This is a genomic window from Mycolicibacterium aromaticivorans JS19b1 = JCM 16368 (assembly GCF_000559085.1).
GTDB classification, from domain to species: domain Bacteria; phylum Actinomycetota; class Actinomycetes; order Mycobacteriales; family Mycobacteriaceae; genus Mycobacterium; species Mycobacterium aromaticivorans.
In genome coordinates, this window is sequence record NZ_JALN02000001.1 from 2,087,310 (window position 1) to 2,101,418 (window position 14,109).

Genomic DNA, 14,109 nt, shown 5'->3' on the forward strand with positions numbered 1-14,109 from the left:
CGTGTTCTAGCCTGACCTCATGGGTAATCCTGTCATCGTCGAAGCCACCCGCAGTCCCATCGGAAAGCGGGGCGGCTGGCTGTCCGGTCTGCATGCGACCGAATTGTTGGGCGCCGTCCAGAAGGCCGTGATCGAGAAGGCGGGTATCGACGCCAACGAGGTCGAGCAGGCCATCGGCGGTTGCGTCACCCAGTACGGCGAGCAGTCCAACAACATCACCCGTGTCGCGTGGCTGACCGCGGGACTGCCCGAGCAGATCGGCGCCACCACCGTCGACTGCCAGTGCGGCAGCGCCCAGCAGGCCAACCACCTCATCGCCGGGCTGATCGCCAGCGGCGCGATCGATGTCGGCATCGCCTGCGGTATCGAAGCCATGAGCCGCGTGGGCCTCGGCGCCAACGCCGGCCCCGACCGCTCGCTGATCCGCGCCGCGTCGTGGGACATCGACATGCCCGATCAGTTCACCGCCGCCGAGCGAATCGCCAAGCGCCGCGGCATCACTCGCGAGGACCTCGACCACCTCGGCTTCCTGTCTCAGCAACGAGCCAAGCGGGCGTGGGACGAGCATCGCTTCGACCGTGAGATCTCCCCGATCGAGGCGCCGGTTCTCGACGAGAACAAGCGACCCACCGAAGAGCGCCACATGGTCAGCCGCGACCAGGGCCTGCGCGACACCACCATGGAGGGCTTGGCCGGGCTCAAGCCGGTTATGGAAGGCGCCATGCACACCGCGGGCACCTCGTCGCAGATCTCCGACGGCGCCGCCGCGGTGTTGTGGATGGACGAAGACAAGGCGCGTGCGCTGGGATTGAAGCCGCGGGCGCGCATCGTCAGCCAGGCGCTCGTCGGTTCCGAGACCTACTACCACCTCGACGGCCCGGTGCAGTCCACCGCGCGGGTGCTGGAGAAGGCCGGCATGAAGCTCGGCGACATCGACCTGGTGGAGATCAACGAGGCCTTCGCTTCGGTGGTGCTCAGCTGGGCGCAGGTCCACGAGGCCGACATGGACAAGGTGAACGTCAACGGTGGCGCGATCGCTCTGGGTCATCCCGTCGGAAGCACCGGAAGCCGGTTGATCACCACCGCGCTGCACGAGTTGGAGCGCACCGATCAGAGCACCGCCCTGATCACCATGTGTGCCGGTGGTGCGTTGTCGACCGGAACGATCATCGAGCGGATCTAGTGCCTGCTACCGAGGACGAACGGATCGCGGCGGCACGGGCATACATCGAGGCCCTCGCCAGTCACAAGGCTGACGACGTGCCGTTCGCGCCCGGCTGCACCCGCATCGAGTTCGGCGTCAAAACCGGATTCTCCGGAGATCAGTTGCGCCGCAGCCTCAATCGCGGTCCGCAGTACCTCGTCATCAAGTCGGTCAGCGAGCCGGAATTCAGTGTGAACGGCGATGAGGTCCACGCCCGATTCGAACTGCTCACCAAACCGACGCTCGCAGGACGACGAGTCGCCGCGCGTATCGACGAGACGTTCCTGATCCCGGCCACTGATGGCAAGATCCATCACATTCGGGCGATGGTTCGCCCGTTCATCAAGAGCTAGCCCGAGGAGTTCTTCTTGCCCAAGCCCCGCCCCAAGGCCCTCGACACACCGACGACGAAGTTCATCATCAAGTGGATGTCAAAAGCGCAGACCGCGCTGTACAAGGCCAGCAAGGGCAAGATCGGCGGCAGTTTCCTCGAAGGGGCGCCGGTGGCGCTGCTGACCACGATCGGGCGTAAAAGCGGCGAGTCGCGCGTCGCGCCGCTGCTCTTCCTCCGCGAGGGCAATCGGGTGGTGCTGGTGGCATCCCAGGGCGGCAGCGACAAGCACCCCCTGTGGTACCTCAACCTCAAGGCGAACCCGAAGGTAAAGGTCCAGATCAAGGACGAGGTCCTCGAGCTGACCGCGCGCGATGCCACCGAGGCTGAGCGCGCCGAGTACTGGCCCAAGATGACCGCGTTCTACACCGGCTTCGAGGACTACAAGTCCTGGACGGACCGCGTGATCCCCATCGTGATTTGCGATCCGTAAAGCTGGGCAATTCATTGGCGTGAGCCAAGAGTCCCACCCCATCCGCAATTCGAGCGTGCTGGCGAAAGCCATGAAGTACTTCGCCCGCGCCCACATCGCGGTGTATCGCCGCACCAACGGCAAGCTGGGCGCGAAGCTGCTGTGGTTCCCCGCCGCGCTGCTGACGACCACCGGCCGCAAGTCGGGCCAGCCGCGCACCACCGCCACGTTGTATCTGCAGGACGGCGAACGCATCGTGCTGCCCGCGTCCTACGGCGGGCGCAACTCGAATCCTGCGTGGTACCTCAATCTGAAGGCCGATCCGAAGGTCGAGGTTCAGGTGCGCGGCACGGTGCGGGAGATGACGGCGCGGGACGCCACCGACGACGAGCGCCGGGTGTACTGGCGCCAGCTGACGCGAATCTACCCGCCGTACAAGGGGTATCAGGACGCCGCGGATCGGCGCATCCCGCTGGTGGTGTGCGAGCCCGTGTGAGCTAGGCGCCGAAGACCGGCAACGGGGTGCGCGAGTTGGCGATCAGGTCGCTGACGACCGGGCCGAGCTCGGCGGGATCCCAGCGGGCGCCCTTGTCGATGGTCCCGCCGCGGTTCCAGCCCTCGGCCACTCGGATGATGCCGCCCTCGACCTCGAACACCTGGCCGGTGACGTCTCTCGACTCGACGCTGCCCAGCCACACCACCAGCGGCGAGACGTTTTCCGGTGCCATCGCGTCGAAAGCCTTGTCCTGCGTTGACATCATCTCGGCGAACACGGTCTCGGTCATCCGGGTACGGGCCGAGGGCGCAATCGCATTGACGGTGACGCCGAAGCGCCCCATCTCGGCGGCGGCCACCAGGGTCAGCGCGGCGATACCCGCCTTGGACGCGCTGTAGGTCGCCTGTCCGACGCTGCCCTGCAGGCCGGCACCCGAGCTGGTGTTGATGATGCGGGCATCGACGGCATTGCCGGCCTTGGACTGCGCGCGCCAGTACGCTCCGGCGTGCTTCATCGTGGCGAAGTGGCCCTTGAGGTGCACGGCGGTGACGGCGTCGAACTCGTCCTCGGTGGCGTTGACGAACATCCGGTCCCGCACGATGCCGGCGTTGTTCACCAGCACGTCGAGTCCACCGAAGGAATCGATCGCGGTCTGGATCAGCGCCTCGGCCTGCGCCCAGTCAGCGACGTTGGAACCGTTGGCGACGGCTTCTCCACCGGCGGCGACGATTTCGTCGACCACACCCTGCGCGGCGCTACCGCCACCGGCAGGCGAACCGTCGAGCCCGACACCGATGTCGTTGACCACCACGCGCGCACCTTCAGCGGCGAACGCCAGCGCGTGCGCCCGGCCGAGGCCGCCGCCCGATCCTGTCACGATGACGACACGACCGTCGAGAAGTCCCATTGACGTTGTCTCCTTATTTGATGTCGGCAGTTGTGGTCGACAGGTAGTGCGGCGGTTCCCCGCCACCATGTACCTCCAGCGACGCACCACTGATGTAGGACGCCGCAGGCGAGGCGAGAAATGCTGTGGCCCAACCGATATCCTCGGGTTTGGCCAGCCTGCCCAGCGGCACGTTCTTGGAGATCGCCGCGATGGATTCGGCGTCACCGTAGAAGAGTTCGGATTGCTCGGTCTCGACCATGCCGACGACGACGGAGTTGACCCGGACCTTCGGCGCCCATTCCACGGCGAGCGTGGTCGTCATGCTTTCCATACCGGCCTTGGCCGCCCCGTAGGCGACGGTGCCCGGCGTCGGCCGTCGGCCGCTCACGCTGGTGATGTTGATGATCGAGCCACCGGAGTCCTGGGCCTGCATCACCGCATTGGCATGCTGCGAGACCGACAGCGCACCAAGAAGATTGAGCTCCACGATCTTGGTGCTGAATTTCGCCGAGGCGTCGGCCGCGAGTACATAGGGTGAGCCGCCCGCATTGTTGACGACGACGTCGAGGCGCCCATGGTCGGCGACAATCCCGTCGATGAGAGCCTTGACAGCCTCGTCGTCGCGGATGTCGCATGCCCTGAACTCGTACGGCGACCCGTCGACCGGTCGTCGGGCGCACGTGATGACGGTGGCGCCCTGCGCGGCGAAGACGGCGCTGATTCCGGCGCCGACACCTCGCACACCCCCCGTCACCAGGACGACAGAGGCGCTCAATTGCAGGTTGATACCGCTGTCAGCCGCTTCGGTCACTGTGCTAGCGTACCAAGCAAGTGCTTGCTTAGGTATTCACCCCGTCAGGAAGTGGCCCAGGTATCCCGATGACCATCACCACCAGCACCGTCGAACCGGGCATCGTCGCCGTCACGGTGAACTACCCGCCCGTCAACGCAATCCCCTCCCGCGGCTGGTTCGAGCTCGGTGACGCCATCACCGCAGCAGGCCGCGACATGAACACCCACGTGGTGATCCTGCGCGCCGAGGGCCGTGGCTTCAACGCCGGTGTCGACATCAAGGAGATGCAGAACACCGAGGGGTTCACCGCTCTGATCGACGCCAACCGCGGATGCTTCCACGCGTTCCGCGCGGTGTACGAGTGCGAGGTGCCGGTGGTCGCAGCCGTCAACGGATTCTGTGTCGGCGGCGGGATCGGACTGGTCGGCAACTCTGATGTGATCGTCGCGTCCGATGATGCGAAGTTCGGCCTGCCCGAGGTGGAGCGCGGCGCACTGGGCGCAGCCACCCACCTGTCCAGGCTGGTGCCCCAGCACATGATGCGCCGGCTGTTCTTCACCGCCGCAACGGTGAGCGCCGAGACGCTGCATCACTTCGGCTCGGTGCACGAGGTGGTGCCGCGCGCCGACCTCGATGAGGCAGCACTGCGGGTGGCCCGCGACATCGCGTCCAAGGACACCCGGGTGATCCGCGCCGCCAAGGAGGCGCTGAACTTCATCGACATCCAGCCGGTCAATGCGCGCTACCGGATGGAGCAGGGCTTCACGTTCGAACTGAACCTGGCCGGCGTCTCCGATGAGCACCGCGACGCGTTCGCCGGAACCGACAAGGGATCGAAATAGCATGGCAGACAAGCGGACAACGCTCGATGAGGCCGTCGCCGTCGTCGAGAGCGGGATGACGATCGGTATCGGCGGCTGGGGTTCCCGGCGCAAGCCGATGGCTCTCGTGCGCGCCTTGCTGCGCACCGCCGTCACCGACCTGACCGTCGTGACCTACGGCGGCCCCGACCTCGGCCTGCTGTGCTCGGCGGGGAAGGTCAAGAAGGTCTATTACGGCTTCGTGTCATTGGATTCGCCGCCGTTCTACGACCCGTGGTTCGCCAAGGCCCGCACGACGGGGGCGATCGAGGCGCGCGAGATGGACGAGGGCATGCTGCGCTGCGGTCTGCAGGCCGCGGCCCAGCGGCTGCCGTTCCTGCCGATCCGCGCCGGACTGGGCAGTGACGTGCGGGCGTTCTGGGGCGACGAGCTCAAGACCGTCAAGTCGCCGTATCCGACCGGGAAGGGCTACGAGGAACTCGTCGCCATGCCCGCCTTGAACCTGGACGTCGCGCTGGTGCACCTCAATCTCGGTGACGCACACGGCAACGCCGCGTACACCGGCATCGACCCGTACTTCGACGACCTGTTCCTGATGTCGGCGAAGCAGCGCGTCATGTCGGTGGAGAAGGTGGTGTCCACCGAGGAGCTGGTGAAATCCGTTCCGGTGCAGGCATTGCTGATCAACCGGATGATGGTCGACAGCGTGGTCGAGGCGCCGGGCGGTGCACACTTCACCACCGCCGAGCCCGACTACCGTCGCGACGAGAAATTCCAGCGTCACTACGCCGAGGCTGCCGGATCCGACGAGACGTGGGCCGAGTTCGTGTCGACCTACTTGTCGGGCAGCGAAGACGATTACCAAGCCGCAGTGCGCAAGTTCAAGGAGGAACAAGCATGATCTCCGCGACCCGCGCCGAGGTGTGCGCCGTCGCCTGCGCGGAACTGTTCCGTGACGCAGGCGAAATCATGGTCAGCCCGATGGCCAACATGGTGTCGATCGGTGCCCGGTTGGCCCGGCTGACGTTCTCCCCCGAAATCCTGCTGACCGACGGCGAGGCGCGCATCCTCGCCGATACCCCGGCGATGGGCGCGACCGGAGCCATCGAGGGCTGGATGCCGTTCGGCCGCGTCTTCGAGACGCTCGCCTGGGGGCGTCGCCATGTGGTGATGGGCGCCAACCAGATCGACCGCTACGGCAACCAGAACCTGTCCGCCTTCGGTCCGCTGCAGCATCCGACCCGCCAGATGTTCGGCGTGCGCGGCGCTCCGGGTAACACGATCAACCACGCGACCAGCTACTGGGTGGGCAACCATTCCAAGCGGGTGTTCGGCGAGAGCGTGGACATCGTCTCCGGAATCGGCTGGGACAAGGTCGATCCGGACAATCCGGCCTACCGCTACATGAACGTCTACCGGGTGGTGACGAATCTCGGCGTGTTCGACTTCAACGGTCCCGACCACCAGATGCGGGCGGTGTCGCTGCATCCGGGCGTGGCGCCCGAGGAGGTCGCCGAGAACACCTCGTTCGAGGTGCACGGCCTCGGTGAGGCCGAGACCTCCCGCCTGCCCTCCGGCGAGGAGCAGAGGCTGCTGCAAGAAGTCATCGATCCCAAGGCGTTAAGGGACCGAGAGGTGAAGTAGGAAGATGTCCGCTTCTTTGAAGACCCCGCTGACCGAACTGATCGGCATCGAACACCCGGTGGTGCAGACCGGCATGGGCTGGGTGGCCGGCGCCCGTCTGGTCTCGGCGACATCCAATGCCGGTGGCCTCGGCATCCTCGCCTCGGCGACGATGACGATCGACGAGCTGGCCACGGCCATCAAAAAGGTGAAGGCCACCACCGACAAACCCTTCGGCGTCAATATCCGGGCCGACGGGGCAGATGCCGGCGACCGGGTCGACCTGATGATCCGAGAGGGTGTCAAGGTGGCGTCGTTCGCCCTGGCGCCGAAGCAAGAGCTGATCGCGAAGCTCAAAGAGGCCGGGTCCGTGGTGATTCCGTCGGTCGGCGCGGCCAAGCATGCTCGTAAGGTGGCCGGCTGGGGCGCCGACGCGGTGATCGTGCAGGGCGGCGAGGGCGGCGGTCACACCGGCCCGGTCGCGACCACCCTGTTGCTGCCGTCGGTGCTCGACGCCGTCGACATCCCGGTGATCGCCGCCGGTGGTTTCTTCGACGGGCGCGGTCTTGCCGCGGCGCTGTCATACGGCGCGGCGGGGGTCGCGATGGGGACCCGCTTCCTGCTGACCTCGGATTCGACTGTGCCCGAGGACATCAAGCAGCGGTACCTCACGGCCGCGCTGGACGGCACCGTGGTGTCCACCCGGGTCGACGGCATGCCACACCGGGTGCTGCGGACCGAACTCGTCGAGAAGCTCGAGAGCGGCTCGCCGGTCCGGGGTTTCACCGCGGCGGCGCGCAATGCGGCCAAGTTCAAGAAGATGTCGCAGATGACGTGGGCGGGGATGATCCGCGACGGTCTGGCGATGCGCCACGGCAAGGACCTCACCTGGTCGCAGGTGCTGATGGCCGCGAACACCCCGATGCTGCTGAAGGCCGGGTTGGTCGAAGGCAACACCGAGGCGGGTGTGCTGGCCTCCGGCCAGGTCGCCGGGATCATCGACAACCTGCCGTCGTGCGCCGAGCTGATCGACACCATCGTCACCGACGCCGTCAAACACTTGCAGTCGGCCAGCTCCTACATCGTGTAAAGCTATCCGCTTCAATTTGCCAAAATGAAGCTATAATCTTCATATGGCTGAAGTGAAGGTTATCGCTTCATCATGTCGGGCGGCTCTGATCGGCGACGTCGTCGACTCCCGCCACGCCGCCGACCGCGCGGACCTGCACCGCCGCGTCACCGACGCGCTTGGCGCAGTCGCCGCGGACCCTCCCGCTTTCACGGTCGGTGACGAGTTCCAGGGTAGTTATCCGAGCGTCGGCGCCGCGATCGACGCCGCGTTGACCGTGCGCTTGGCGCTCGACCCCGACATCGACGTGCGCTTCGGTATCGGTTGGGGCGAGATGACCGTGCTCGACTCCGACACCGGCATTCAGGACGGCCCCGGTTGGTGGTCGGCGCGCGAAGCCATCGAGTGGACGGCGGCCGCCCAGCAGCAGCCAGCTCTGGCGACGGTGCGCACCGCCTACCGACGCCACGGCGACGCCGGGCCCGACCCCGACGCGGTCAACGCCGCCCTGTTGTGTCGGGACCACCTGCTTGGATCGATAGATGCCCGGTCCCTTCGGCTACTGCGGGGACTGCTCGACCACAAGACGAAGAAGGAACTGGCCGCCATGGAAGGTATCAGTGCATCGGCGGTGTCCCAGCGGACCGCGCGCGATGGACTGGATCTGCTGGTGCTGGCGTCCGAACAGCTGAGGGCCGTCCGGTGAGTGGCGTCGCGGTGTTTCTGATCGCCGTCGGCTGCGCCGATGGCCTGCGCAGGTTAACGCAGCGCCGGTGGCCGGCCGTCGTCATCGGTCCGGTGGTCGCGGTGATCACGGCCGTGCTGTGCGGGCTGCTGCATCCCGGTGATCTAATCCTGGTCGGTATCGCCGCGGCTGCCTCAGTGTCATGGGAGCTGTCATGCACCCGCGCCGAGCGGGCCGGCGGCCGCTGGCAAGTGGCGCCGCTGGTGTTGTTCGCGGCCGTGCTGGCGGTGCTGATCCTGCTGTCCGGATTGGGTTCGCCGGTGACCGGCCCGGTCAAGGCCTGGCTCGGGTGGGCCCCGGTGACCGGGACCGATCCGACCCGAATCATGTTGGTGGTCGGCGTGATTGTGCTCCAGATCGTGACAGGTAACCAGCTGGTGCGTCTACTGCTGGGGTCGGTCGGCTCGGTCAAGCCCGCCGGCGAGCCGCAGCCGTCTGACAAGTTGAAGGGCGGGCGGCTACTCGGGCCGATGGAACGGTTGTTGATCGTGGGCCTGGCCCTGGCCGGGCAGCTGGCCGTCGCGTCGGCGGTGGTGGCGGCCAAGAGCATCATCCGTTTTCCGGAGATCAACGCCCAAAAGGCCAGGGAGAACGGCGGAATCGGAATCGGCACCGGCGGGCAGGAGCGCAGCGACCCGGGGATCGGAATCGATGATGTGACCGAGTACTTTCTGGTCGGCAGTTTCGCCAGCTGGATGGTGGCGCTCGGTGGTCTCGCCCTGACCGCTCTCGGTTAGCCGAATCGCCGTCGCGGGACGGCGTCGGCGTCATACGTTGTGCACCATGAAAATGAATGCCGCCATCTTGTGGGATTACGGCCAAGACTGGAGCGTCGAAGAAGTCGAGCTCGATCCGCCGAAGGACGGCGAGGTCCTGGTCTCGTTCGAGGCCACCGGGCTGTGTCACTCCGATCACCACATCCGCGACGGTGATCTGGTCGCGCCCATTCCGCTGATCGGTGGCCATGAAGGCGCGGGCATCGTGCAGGAGGTCGGTCCGGGAGTTCGCGACCTGAAGGTCGGCGATCACATCGTGGCGGCATTCCTGCCCGCATGCGGACGCTGCCGCTGGTGTGCGACCGGCAAGTCGAACCTGTGCGACATGGGCGCCGAGATCCTCATGGGTCTGCAGCCCGACGGCACCTTCCGACGGCACGCGCGCGGCCAAGACATCTACGCGGCAATCGGTTTGGGCACCTTCGCCCCCTACGGCACCGTTCCGGAGGCGTCGCTGGTCAAGATCGACGACGACATCCCGCTGACCCGGGCCTGCCTGCTCGGGTGCGGTGTCACCACCGGGTGGGGTTCGGCGGTCAACACCGCCGACGTGGCGCCGGGCGACACCGTGGTGGTGATCGGTTGCGGCGGCATCGGTAGCGGTGCCATCCAGGGCGCCCGGCTGGCGGGCGCGGAGAAGATCGTCGTGATCGACATCGTGGAGAGCAAGCGGGACAAGGCATTTCTGTTCGGCGCCACCCACTTCGCGACGTCGATCGCGGAAGGCACCGAGCTGGTGCGCGAACTGACCAAAGGTGTGATGGCCGATTCCGCACTGCTGACGGTCGGGCTGGTCGAAGGCCAGATGATCAACGACGCACTGGAACTCGTCAGCAAGGGCGGCGCCGTGGTGCTCACCGCGTTGGCGCCGATGACCGACGTGACGCCGGTGCTGCCGATGACGATGTTCACGCTCTTCCAGAAGCGGTTACTCGGCAGCCTCTACGGGCAGGCCAACCCGCGCGCGGACATCCCGAAGCTGCTCAGCCTCTACCGCCAGGGCAAGCTGCTGCTCGACGAGACCGTCACCCACGAGTACAAGCTGGGCGAGATCAACAACGCCTACGACGACATGCTCGCCGGTCGCAACATCCGTGGAGTCGTCCTGCACGACCACTGACCTCGCGACTGTGCGGTTTCATACGCCGGCGACGGGCGAGCCGGGTATGAAACCGCACAGTCGACGAAAGTCGTTAGAGCCGTTCGATGATCGTGACGTTGGCGGTGCCGCCACCTTCGCACATCGTCTGCAGGCCGTAGCGGCCACCGCGACGCTCGAGCTCGTTGAGCATGGTGGTGAACAGCTTGGCCCCGGTGGCGCCGAGCGGGTGGCCCAGTGCGATCGCACCGCCGTTGGGGTTGACCTTCTCCGGGTCGGCCTTGGTCTCCTTGAGCCAGGCCATCACCACCGGCGCGAACGCCTCATTGATCTCGACGACGTCGATGTCGTCGATCGTCAGGCCGGCCTTGTCCAGTGCGTACTTGGTCGCCGGGATCGGGCCGGTGAGCATGAACACCGGGTCCGCGCCGCGGGCGCTGATGTGGTGGATGCGGGCCCGCGGGGTGAGCTTGTGGTCCTTGACGGCCTGCTCGCTGGCGAGCAGCACCGCGCTGGCGCCGTCGGAGATCTGGCTGGCCATGGCCGCGGTCAGCCGGCCGCCTTCGCGCAGCGTCTTGAGCCCGGCCATCTTCTCCAGGCTGGATTCGCGCGGACCCTCGTCGGTGCGGAACTCGCCGACCGGGACGATCTCGTTCTCGAAGTTGCCGTTGCGGATGGCGGCGAAGGCCTTGTTGTGGCTGTTCAGGGAGAACTCTTCCATCTCCTCACGGGACAGGCCCCACTTCTCGGCGATCATCTCCGCACCGCGGAACTGTGAGATCTCCTGATCGCCATAGCGGTGCAGCCAGTTCTCCGACTCGTTGGTCGGCGAGGTGAAGCCGAACTGCTCGGCGACTGTCATTGCCGACGAGATCGGGATGCGGCTCATGTTCTGCATACCGGCGGCCAATATGAGGTCCGCGGTGCCCGCCATGATGGCTTGAGCGCCAAAGGAAATCGCCTGCTGGCTGGAGCCGCACTGGCGGTCGACGGTCACACCCGGCACCTCCTCGGGGAAGCCGGCCGCCAGCCAGGTGTTGCGGCCGATGTTGCCGGCCTGCGGGCCGATGGTGTCCAGGCAGCCGACGATCGCGTCCTCGACGGCGCCGGGGTCGACGTCGACCCGGTCGAAGATGCCGCGGAACGCCACCACGCCGAGGTCGATGGGATGGACGTGGGCCAGCGAACCGTTGCGCTTGCCGACCGCGGTGCGTACGGCGTCGATGACGTATGCCTGTGAAGCGGGGGCCATGTCGATCTCCTTACTTTGCGGCGGCTATTCCGCCGAGGACGATGGAAAGGTATTGGCGACCAACCTCTTCGGCCGTCAGCGGGCCACCCGGTTGATACCAACGCACGGAAACCCACGTGGTGTCCCGGATGAACCGGTAGACCACGTCGACGTCGATGTCGGGCCGGAAGTAGCCCTGCTCGACGCCGGAGTTGAGCAGGTCGAGCCACATCTTGCGCTGCTCTTTGTTGCGAGTCTCGACGAAATCGAACTGCGGCAGGTTCGTCAGCCGCTTGGCCTCGTCCTGGTAGATCACCACCTGGGCGTGCCGGTCTTCGATCGCCTCGAAGGACGTCATGAACAGACCCTTCAACCGCTCCAACGGATTGGGCTCGGTGGTGATGATCTGGTGATAACGGTCGAACAGCCAGTCCAGGAAGTCGCGCAGGACCTCCTCGACCATCTGCTCCTTGCTCTTGAAGTGGTGATAGAGGCTGCCGGACAGAATGCCCGCCGAGTCGGCGATGTCGCGCACGGTGGTCGCACGCAGTCCCCGCTCGGCGAACATCGTCGCGGCGAGCACCAGAAGCTCGTCGCGACGGCTGACCGGCTGCTCGGTCACGCGCGTTGGCTCGATACCGAAATGACTTCGCCGGTCAGGTAACTCGAGTAGTCACTGGCCAGGAATGCGATGGTGGCCGCCACCTCCCACGGCTCGGCGGCGCGGCCGAATGCCTCGCCCTCCGAGAGCCGGTCGAGCAGGTCGGAGGAGCTGACCTTCTCCAGGAACTTGTGCCGCGCGATGCTCGGCGACACGGCGTTGATGCGCACCCCGTATTCGACGGCTTCGATTGCGCTGCACCGGGTCAGCGCCATCACGCCGGCCTTGGCGGCGGCGTAGTGCGACTGCGAATGCTGCGCCCGCCACCCGAGGACACTGGCGTTGTTGACGATCACTCCGCCGTGACCGGCATCGCGGAAATAGCGCAGAGCCGCGCGGGTCGCCCGCATCACCGACGTCAGTGTGACGTTGAGGACGCGATCCCAGTCGTCGTCGGTCATGTCGATGACTGGGGTTTCACCGCCGAGGCCTGCGTTGTTCACCAGCACGTCGAGGCGGCCCAGGCGCGCGGTGGTGGAGGCGATCAGCGCGTCGACCTGAGCGGTTGACGTGACATCGCACACCACAGCTTCGACCCGGCCCAACCCCAATTCGGCCAACTGGTCTCGGGTTTCGCCGAGCCGGCGTTCGTGGTGATCGGAGACAACGACATCGGCACCTTCGAGCAGCGCGCGGCGCGCAGTCGACGATCCGATACCGGTACCCGCCGCCGCCGTCACCACGACGACCTTGCCGGTCAGCAGACCGTGGCCCGCGATTTCTTCGGGCACCTCCGACAATGACGCCACTAGCCCTTCGCCTCTCGAGGTAGACCGAGCACCCGCTCGGCGATGATGTTGCGCTGGATCTCGTTGGACCCGCCGTAGATCGTGTCCGACCGGGAGAACAGGAACAACCGCTGCCATTCGTCGAACTCGCCGCCGTCCAGAAGCAGCCCGGAGCGACCCTTGATGTCCATCGCCAGCTCGCCGAGATCACGATGCCAGTTGGCCCACAACAGCTTCGAGACGTTGTCTTGCCCCGGCTGCTCCACGTCCATGGTCGCCAGCGCGTAGGACCGCATGGTCTGCAGGCCCGCCCAGGAGCGGGTGAGCCGCTCGCGGATCAGCGGATCGTCGATCGCACCGTTCGACTTGGCCAACTCGGCGACACCGGAAAGCTCACGGGCATAACGGATCTGCTGACCGAGCGTGGACACCCCGCGCTCGAAAGTCAGCGTTCCCATGGCCACCCGCCAGCCGTCGCCCGGCTCTCCGACCACCAGACTCGCATCGGTGCGGGCGTCGGTGAAGAACACCTCGTTGAATTCCGAGTCGCCGGTCAGCTGGATGATCGGGCGTATCTCCACGCCGGGCTGATCGAGCGGCACCAGCAGGTAGGACAGCCCGGCGTGCCGCTTGGAGCCTTTCTCGGTGCGAGCGACCACGAAGCACCACTGCGCCCAGTGCGCCAGCGAGGTCCACACCTTCTGCCCGTTGATGATCCACTGGTCACCGTCGAGGACGGCTGAGGTGGCGACATTGGCCAAGTCACTGCCGGCGCCCGGCTCGGAATAGCCTTGCGACCACAACTCGGTGACGTCGAGGATCCGCGGCAGAAACCGCTGCTGCTGCTCGGGGGTGCCGAACGCGATCAGGGTGGGACCGAGCAGTTCCTCGCCCAGGTGGTTGACCTTGTCCGGGGCGTCGGCCTTGGCGTACTCCTCGTAGAACGCCACCCGGTGGGCTACCGACAGGCCGCGCCCGCCGTGCTCCACCGGCCAGCCCAGGCAGGTCAGGCCCGCCGCTGCCAGGTGCTGGTTCCAGGCCAACCGCTCCTCGAAGGCTTCATGCTCGCGACCCGGGCCGCCGAGACCCTTGAGCGCGGCATATTCACCGACCAGATTGTCGGCCAGCCACTCGCGGACCTCCGCCCGGAACTCCTCGACCGTGATCACCC

General features: G+C 66.4%; 17 protein-coding genes. 11 read left to right on the forward strand and 6 right to left on the reverse strand.

The window, feature by feature from the left end; all coding sequences use genetic code 11:
• The first annotated feature begins 19 nt into the window (after window positions 1-19).
• From Y900_RS10135 to Y900_RS10150, 4 genes are all read left to right on the forward strand, one after another.
• On the forward strand, window positions 20-1,183 hold the full coding sequence (locus Y900_RS10135) for a steroid 3-ketoacyl-CoA thiolase (protein ID WP_036341733.1): 1,164 nt from the start codon (window positions 20-22) through the stop codon (window positions 1,181-1,183).
• Window positions 1,183-1,557 carry a DUF8021 domain-containing protein gene (locus Y900_RS10140; protein ID WP_036341734.1) on the forward strand — a complete coding sequence of 125 codons (375 nt, stop codon included), beginning with the start codon at window positions 1,183-1,185 and terminating at the stop codon, window positions 1,555-1,557. The genes Y900_RS10135 and Y900_RS10140 overlap by 1 nt, the downstream gene beginning before the upstream one ends.
• A 15-nt stretch (window positions 1,558-1,572) precedes the next feature.
• Window positions 1,573-2,028 carry a nitroreductase family deazaflavin-dependent oxidoreductase gene (locus Y900_RS10145; RefSeq protein WP_036341735.1) on the forward strand — a complete coding sequence of 152 codons (456 nt, stop codon included), beginning with the start codon at window positions 1,573-1,575 and terminating at the stop codon, window positions 2,026-2,028.
• Window positions 2,029-2,098: 70 nt separating this feature from the next.
• A complete protein-coding gene (locus tag Y900_RS10150; RefSeq protein WP_051660355.1) occupies window positions 2,099-2,503 on the forward strand; it encodes a nitroreductase family deazaflavin-dependent oxidoreductase in 405 nt (134 codons plus the stop codon).
• Between the two features lies 1 nt (window position 2,504).
• Here Y900_RS10150 and Y900_RS10155 read toward each other — a convergent pair whose 3' ends face one another.
• Complete coding sequence (locus Y900_RS10155) at window positions 2,505-3,410, reverse strand: SDR family oxidoreductase (RefSeq protein ID WP_036341736.1); 906 nt, start codon at window positions 3,408-3,410, stop codon at window positions 2,505-2,507.
• Between the two features lie 13 nt (window positions 3,411-3,423).
• Window positions 3,424-4,203, reverse strand: coding sequence for an SDR family oxidoreductase (locus Y900_RS10160; RefSeq protein ID WP_036341737.1), 780 nt, complete (start codon window positions 4,201-4,203; stop codon window positions 3,424-3,426).
• A 68-nt stretch (window positions 4,204-4,271) separates the two neighbouring features.
• On the opposite strand from Y900_RS10160, the gene echA20 reads away from it, so the two are divergent.
• Genes echA20 through Y900_RS10195 form a run of 7 tightly spaced genes read left to right on the forward strand, consistent with a single transcriptional unit; the run spans window position 4,272 to window position 10,339 of the window.
• Window positions 4,272-5,027 (forward strand): (7aS)-7a-methyl-1,5-dioxo-2,3,5,6,7,7a-hexahydro-1H-indene-carboxyl-CoA hydrolase, encoded by a 756-nt coding sequence (gene echA20 / locus Y900_RS10165; protein ID WP_036341738.1) that lies wholly within the window; start codon window positions 4,272-4,274, stop codon window positions 5,025-5,027.
• Window position 5,028: 1 nt separating this feature from the next.
• The gene (ipdA, locus tag Y900_RS10170) at window positions 5,029-5,907 is read left to right on the forward strand and encodes a cholesterol ring-cleaving hydrolase subunit IpdA (protein WP_036341739.1); all 879 of its coding nucleotides are present in this window, start codon (window positions 5,029-5,031) and stop codon (window positions 5,905-5,907) included.
• Entirely contained in the window at window positions 5,904-6,650 is a 747-nt protein-coding gene (ipdB, locus tag Y900_RS10175) for a cholesterol ring-cleaving hydrolase subunit IpdB (protein ID WP_036341740.1), read from the forward strand. The genes ipdA and ipdB overlap by 4 nt, the downstream gene beginning before the upstream one ends.
• A 4-nt stretch (window positions 6,651-6,654) precedes the next feature.
• On the forward strand, window positions 6,655-7,719 hold the full coding sequence (ipdC, locus tag Y900_RS10180) for a (3aS,4S,5R,7aS)-5-hydroxy-7a-methyl-1-oxo-octahydro-1H-indene-4-carboxyl-CoA dehydrogenase (RefSeq protein ID WP_036341741.1): 1,065 nt from the start codon (window positions 6,655-6,657) through the stop codon (window positions 7,717-7,719).
• A gap of 43 nt (window positions 7,720-7,762) precedes the next feature.
• Entirely contained in the window at window positions 7,763-8,404 is a 642-nt protein-coding gene (locus tag Y900_RS10185) for a SatD family protein (RefSeq protein ID WP_036341742.1), read from the forward strand.
• Window positions 8,401-9,180, forward strand: coding sequence for a hypothetical protein (locus Y900_RS10190; protein WP_036341743.1), 780 nt, complete (start codon window positions 8,401-8,403; stop codon window positions 9,178-9,180). Before Y900_RS10185 ends, Y900_RS10190 begins: the two co-directional genes overlap by 4 nt.
• 46 nt (window positions 9,181-9,226) lie before the next feature.
• Window positions 9,227-10,339 (forward strand): NDMA-dependent alcohol dehydrogenase, encoded by a 1,113-nt coding sequence (locus tag Y900_RS10195; protein ID WP_036341744.1) that lies wholly within the window; start codon window positions 9,227-9,229, stop codon window positions 10,337-10,339.
• Between the two features lie 73 nt (window positions 10,340-10,412).
• Here the strand turns inward: Y900_RS10195 and fadA6 are convergent, their stop codons facing one another.
• Genes fadA6 through ipdE1 form a run of 4 tightly spaced genes read right to left on the reverse strand, consistent with a single transcriptional unit; the run spans window position 10,413 to window position 14,107 of the window.
• Window positions 10,413-11,570 carry a steroid 3-ketoacyl-CoA thiolase FadA6 gene (fadA6, locus tag Y900_RS10200; RefSeq protein ID WP_036341745.1) on the reverse strand — a complete coding sequence of 386 codons (1,158 nt, stop codon included), beginning with the start codon at window positions 11,568-11,570 and terminating at the stop codon, window positions 10,413-10,415.
• 10 nt (window positions 11,571-11,580) lie between these two features.
• On the reverse strand, window positions 11,581-12,171 hold the full coding sequence (gene kstR2 / locus Y900_RS10205; protein WP_036341746.1) for a TetR family transcriptional regulator KstR2: 591 nt from the start codon (window positions 12,169-12,171) through the stop codon (window positions 11,581-11,583).
• A complete protein-coding gene (ipdF, locus tag Y900_RS10210; protein ID WP_036341747.1) occupies window positions 12,168-12,959 on the reverse strand; it encodes a (5R,7aS)-5-hydroxy-7a-methyl-1-oxo-2,3,5,6,7,7a-hexahydro-1H-indene-carboxyl-CoA reductase in 792 nt (263 codons plus the stop codon). The genes kstR2 and ipdF overlap by 4 nt, the downstream gene beginning before the upstream one ends.
• On the reverse strand, window positions 12,959-14,107 hold the full coding sequence (ipdE1, locus tag Y900_RS10215) for an acyl-CoA dehydrogenase IpdE1 (protein ID WP_036341748.1): 1,149 nt from the start codon (window positions 14,105-14,107) through the stop codon (window positions 12,959-12,961). The genes ipdF and ipdE1 overlap by 1 nt, the downstream gene beginning before the upstream one ends.
• Window positions 14,108-14,109 lie beyond the last annotated feature (2 nt).

Excerpts from the sequence above, each read along its gene's own strand:
- Y900_RS10135 (WP_036341733.1), top strand. The coding sequence starts at position 20 with ATGGGTAATCCTGTCATCGTCGAAGCCACCCGCAGTCCCATCGGAAAG.
- Y900_RS10155 (WP_036341736.1), bottom strand. The coding sequence starts at position 3,410 with ATGGGACTTCTCGACGGTCGTGTCGTCATCGTGACAGGATCGGGCGGC.
- ipdB (WP_036341740.1), top strand. The coding sequence starts at position 5,904 with ATGATCTCCGCGACCCGCGCCGAGGTGTGCGCCGTCGCCTGCGCGGAA.
- Y900_RS10150 (WP_051660355.1), top strand. The coding sequence starts at position 2,099 with ATGAAGTACTTCGCCCGCGCCCACATCGCGGTGTATCGCCGCACCAAC.
- Y900_RS10185 (WP_036341742.1), top strand. The coding sequence starts at position 7,763 with ATGGCTGAAGTGAAGGTTATCGCTTCATCATGTCGGGCGGCTCTGATC.
- fadA6 (WP_036341745.1), bottom strand. The coding sequence starts at position 11,570 with ATGGCCCCCGCTTCACAGGCATACGTCATCGACGCCGTACGCACCGCG.
- Y900_RS10195 (WP_036341744.1), top strand. The coding sequence starts at position 9,227 with ATGAAAATGAATGCCGCCATCTTGTGGGATTACGGCCAAGACTGGAGC.
- ipdA (WP_036341739.1), top strand. The coding sequence starts at position 5,029 with ATGGCAGACAAGCGGACAACGCTCGATGAGGCCGTCGCCGTCGTCGAG.
- ipdC (WP_036341741.1), top strand. The coding sequence starts at position 6,655 with ATGTCCGCTTCTTTGAAGACCCCGCTGACCGAACTGATCGGCATCGAA.
- echA20 (WP_036341738.1), top strand. The coding sequence starts at position 4,272 with ATGACCATCACCACCAGCACCGTCGAACCGGGCATCGTCGCCGTCACG.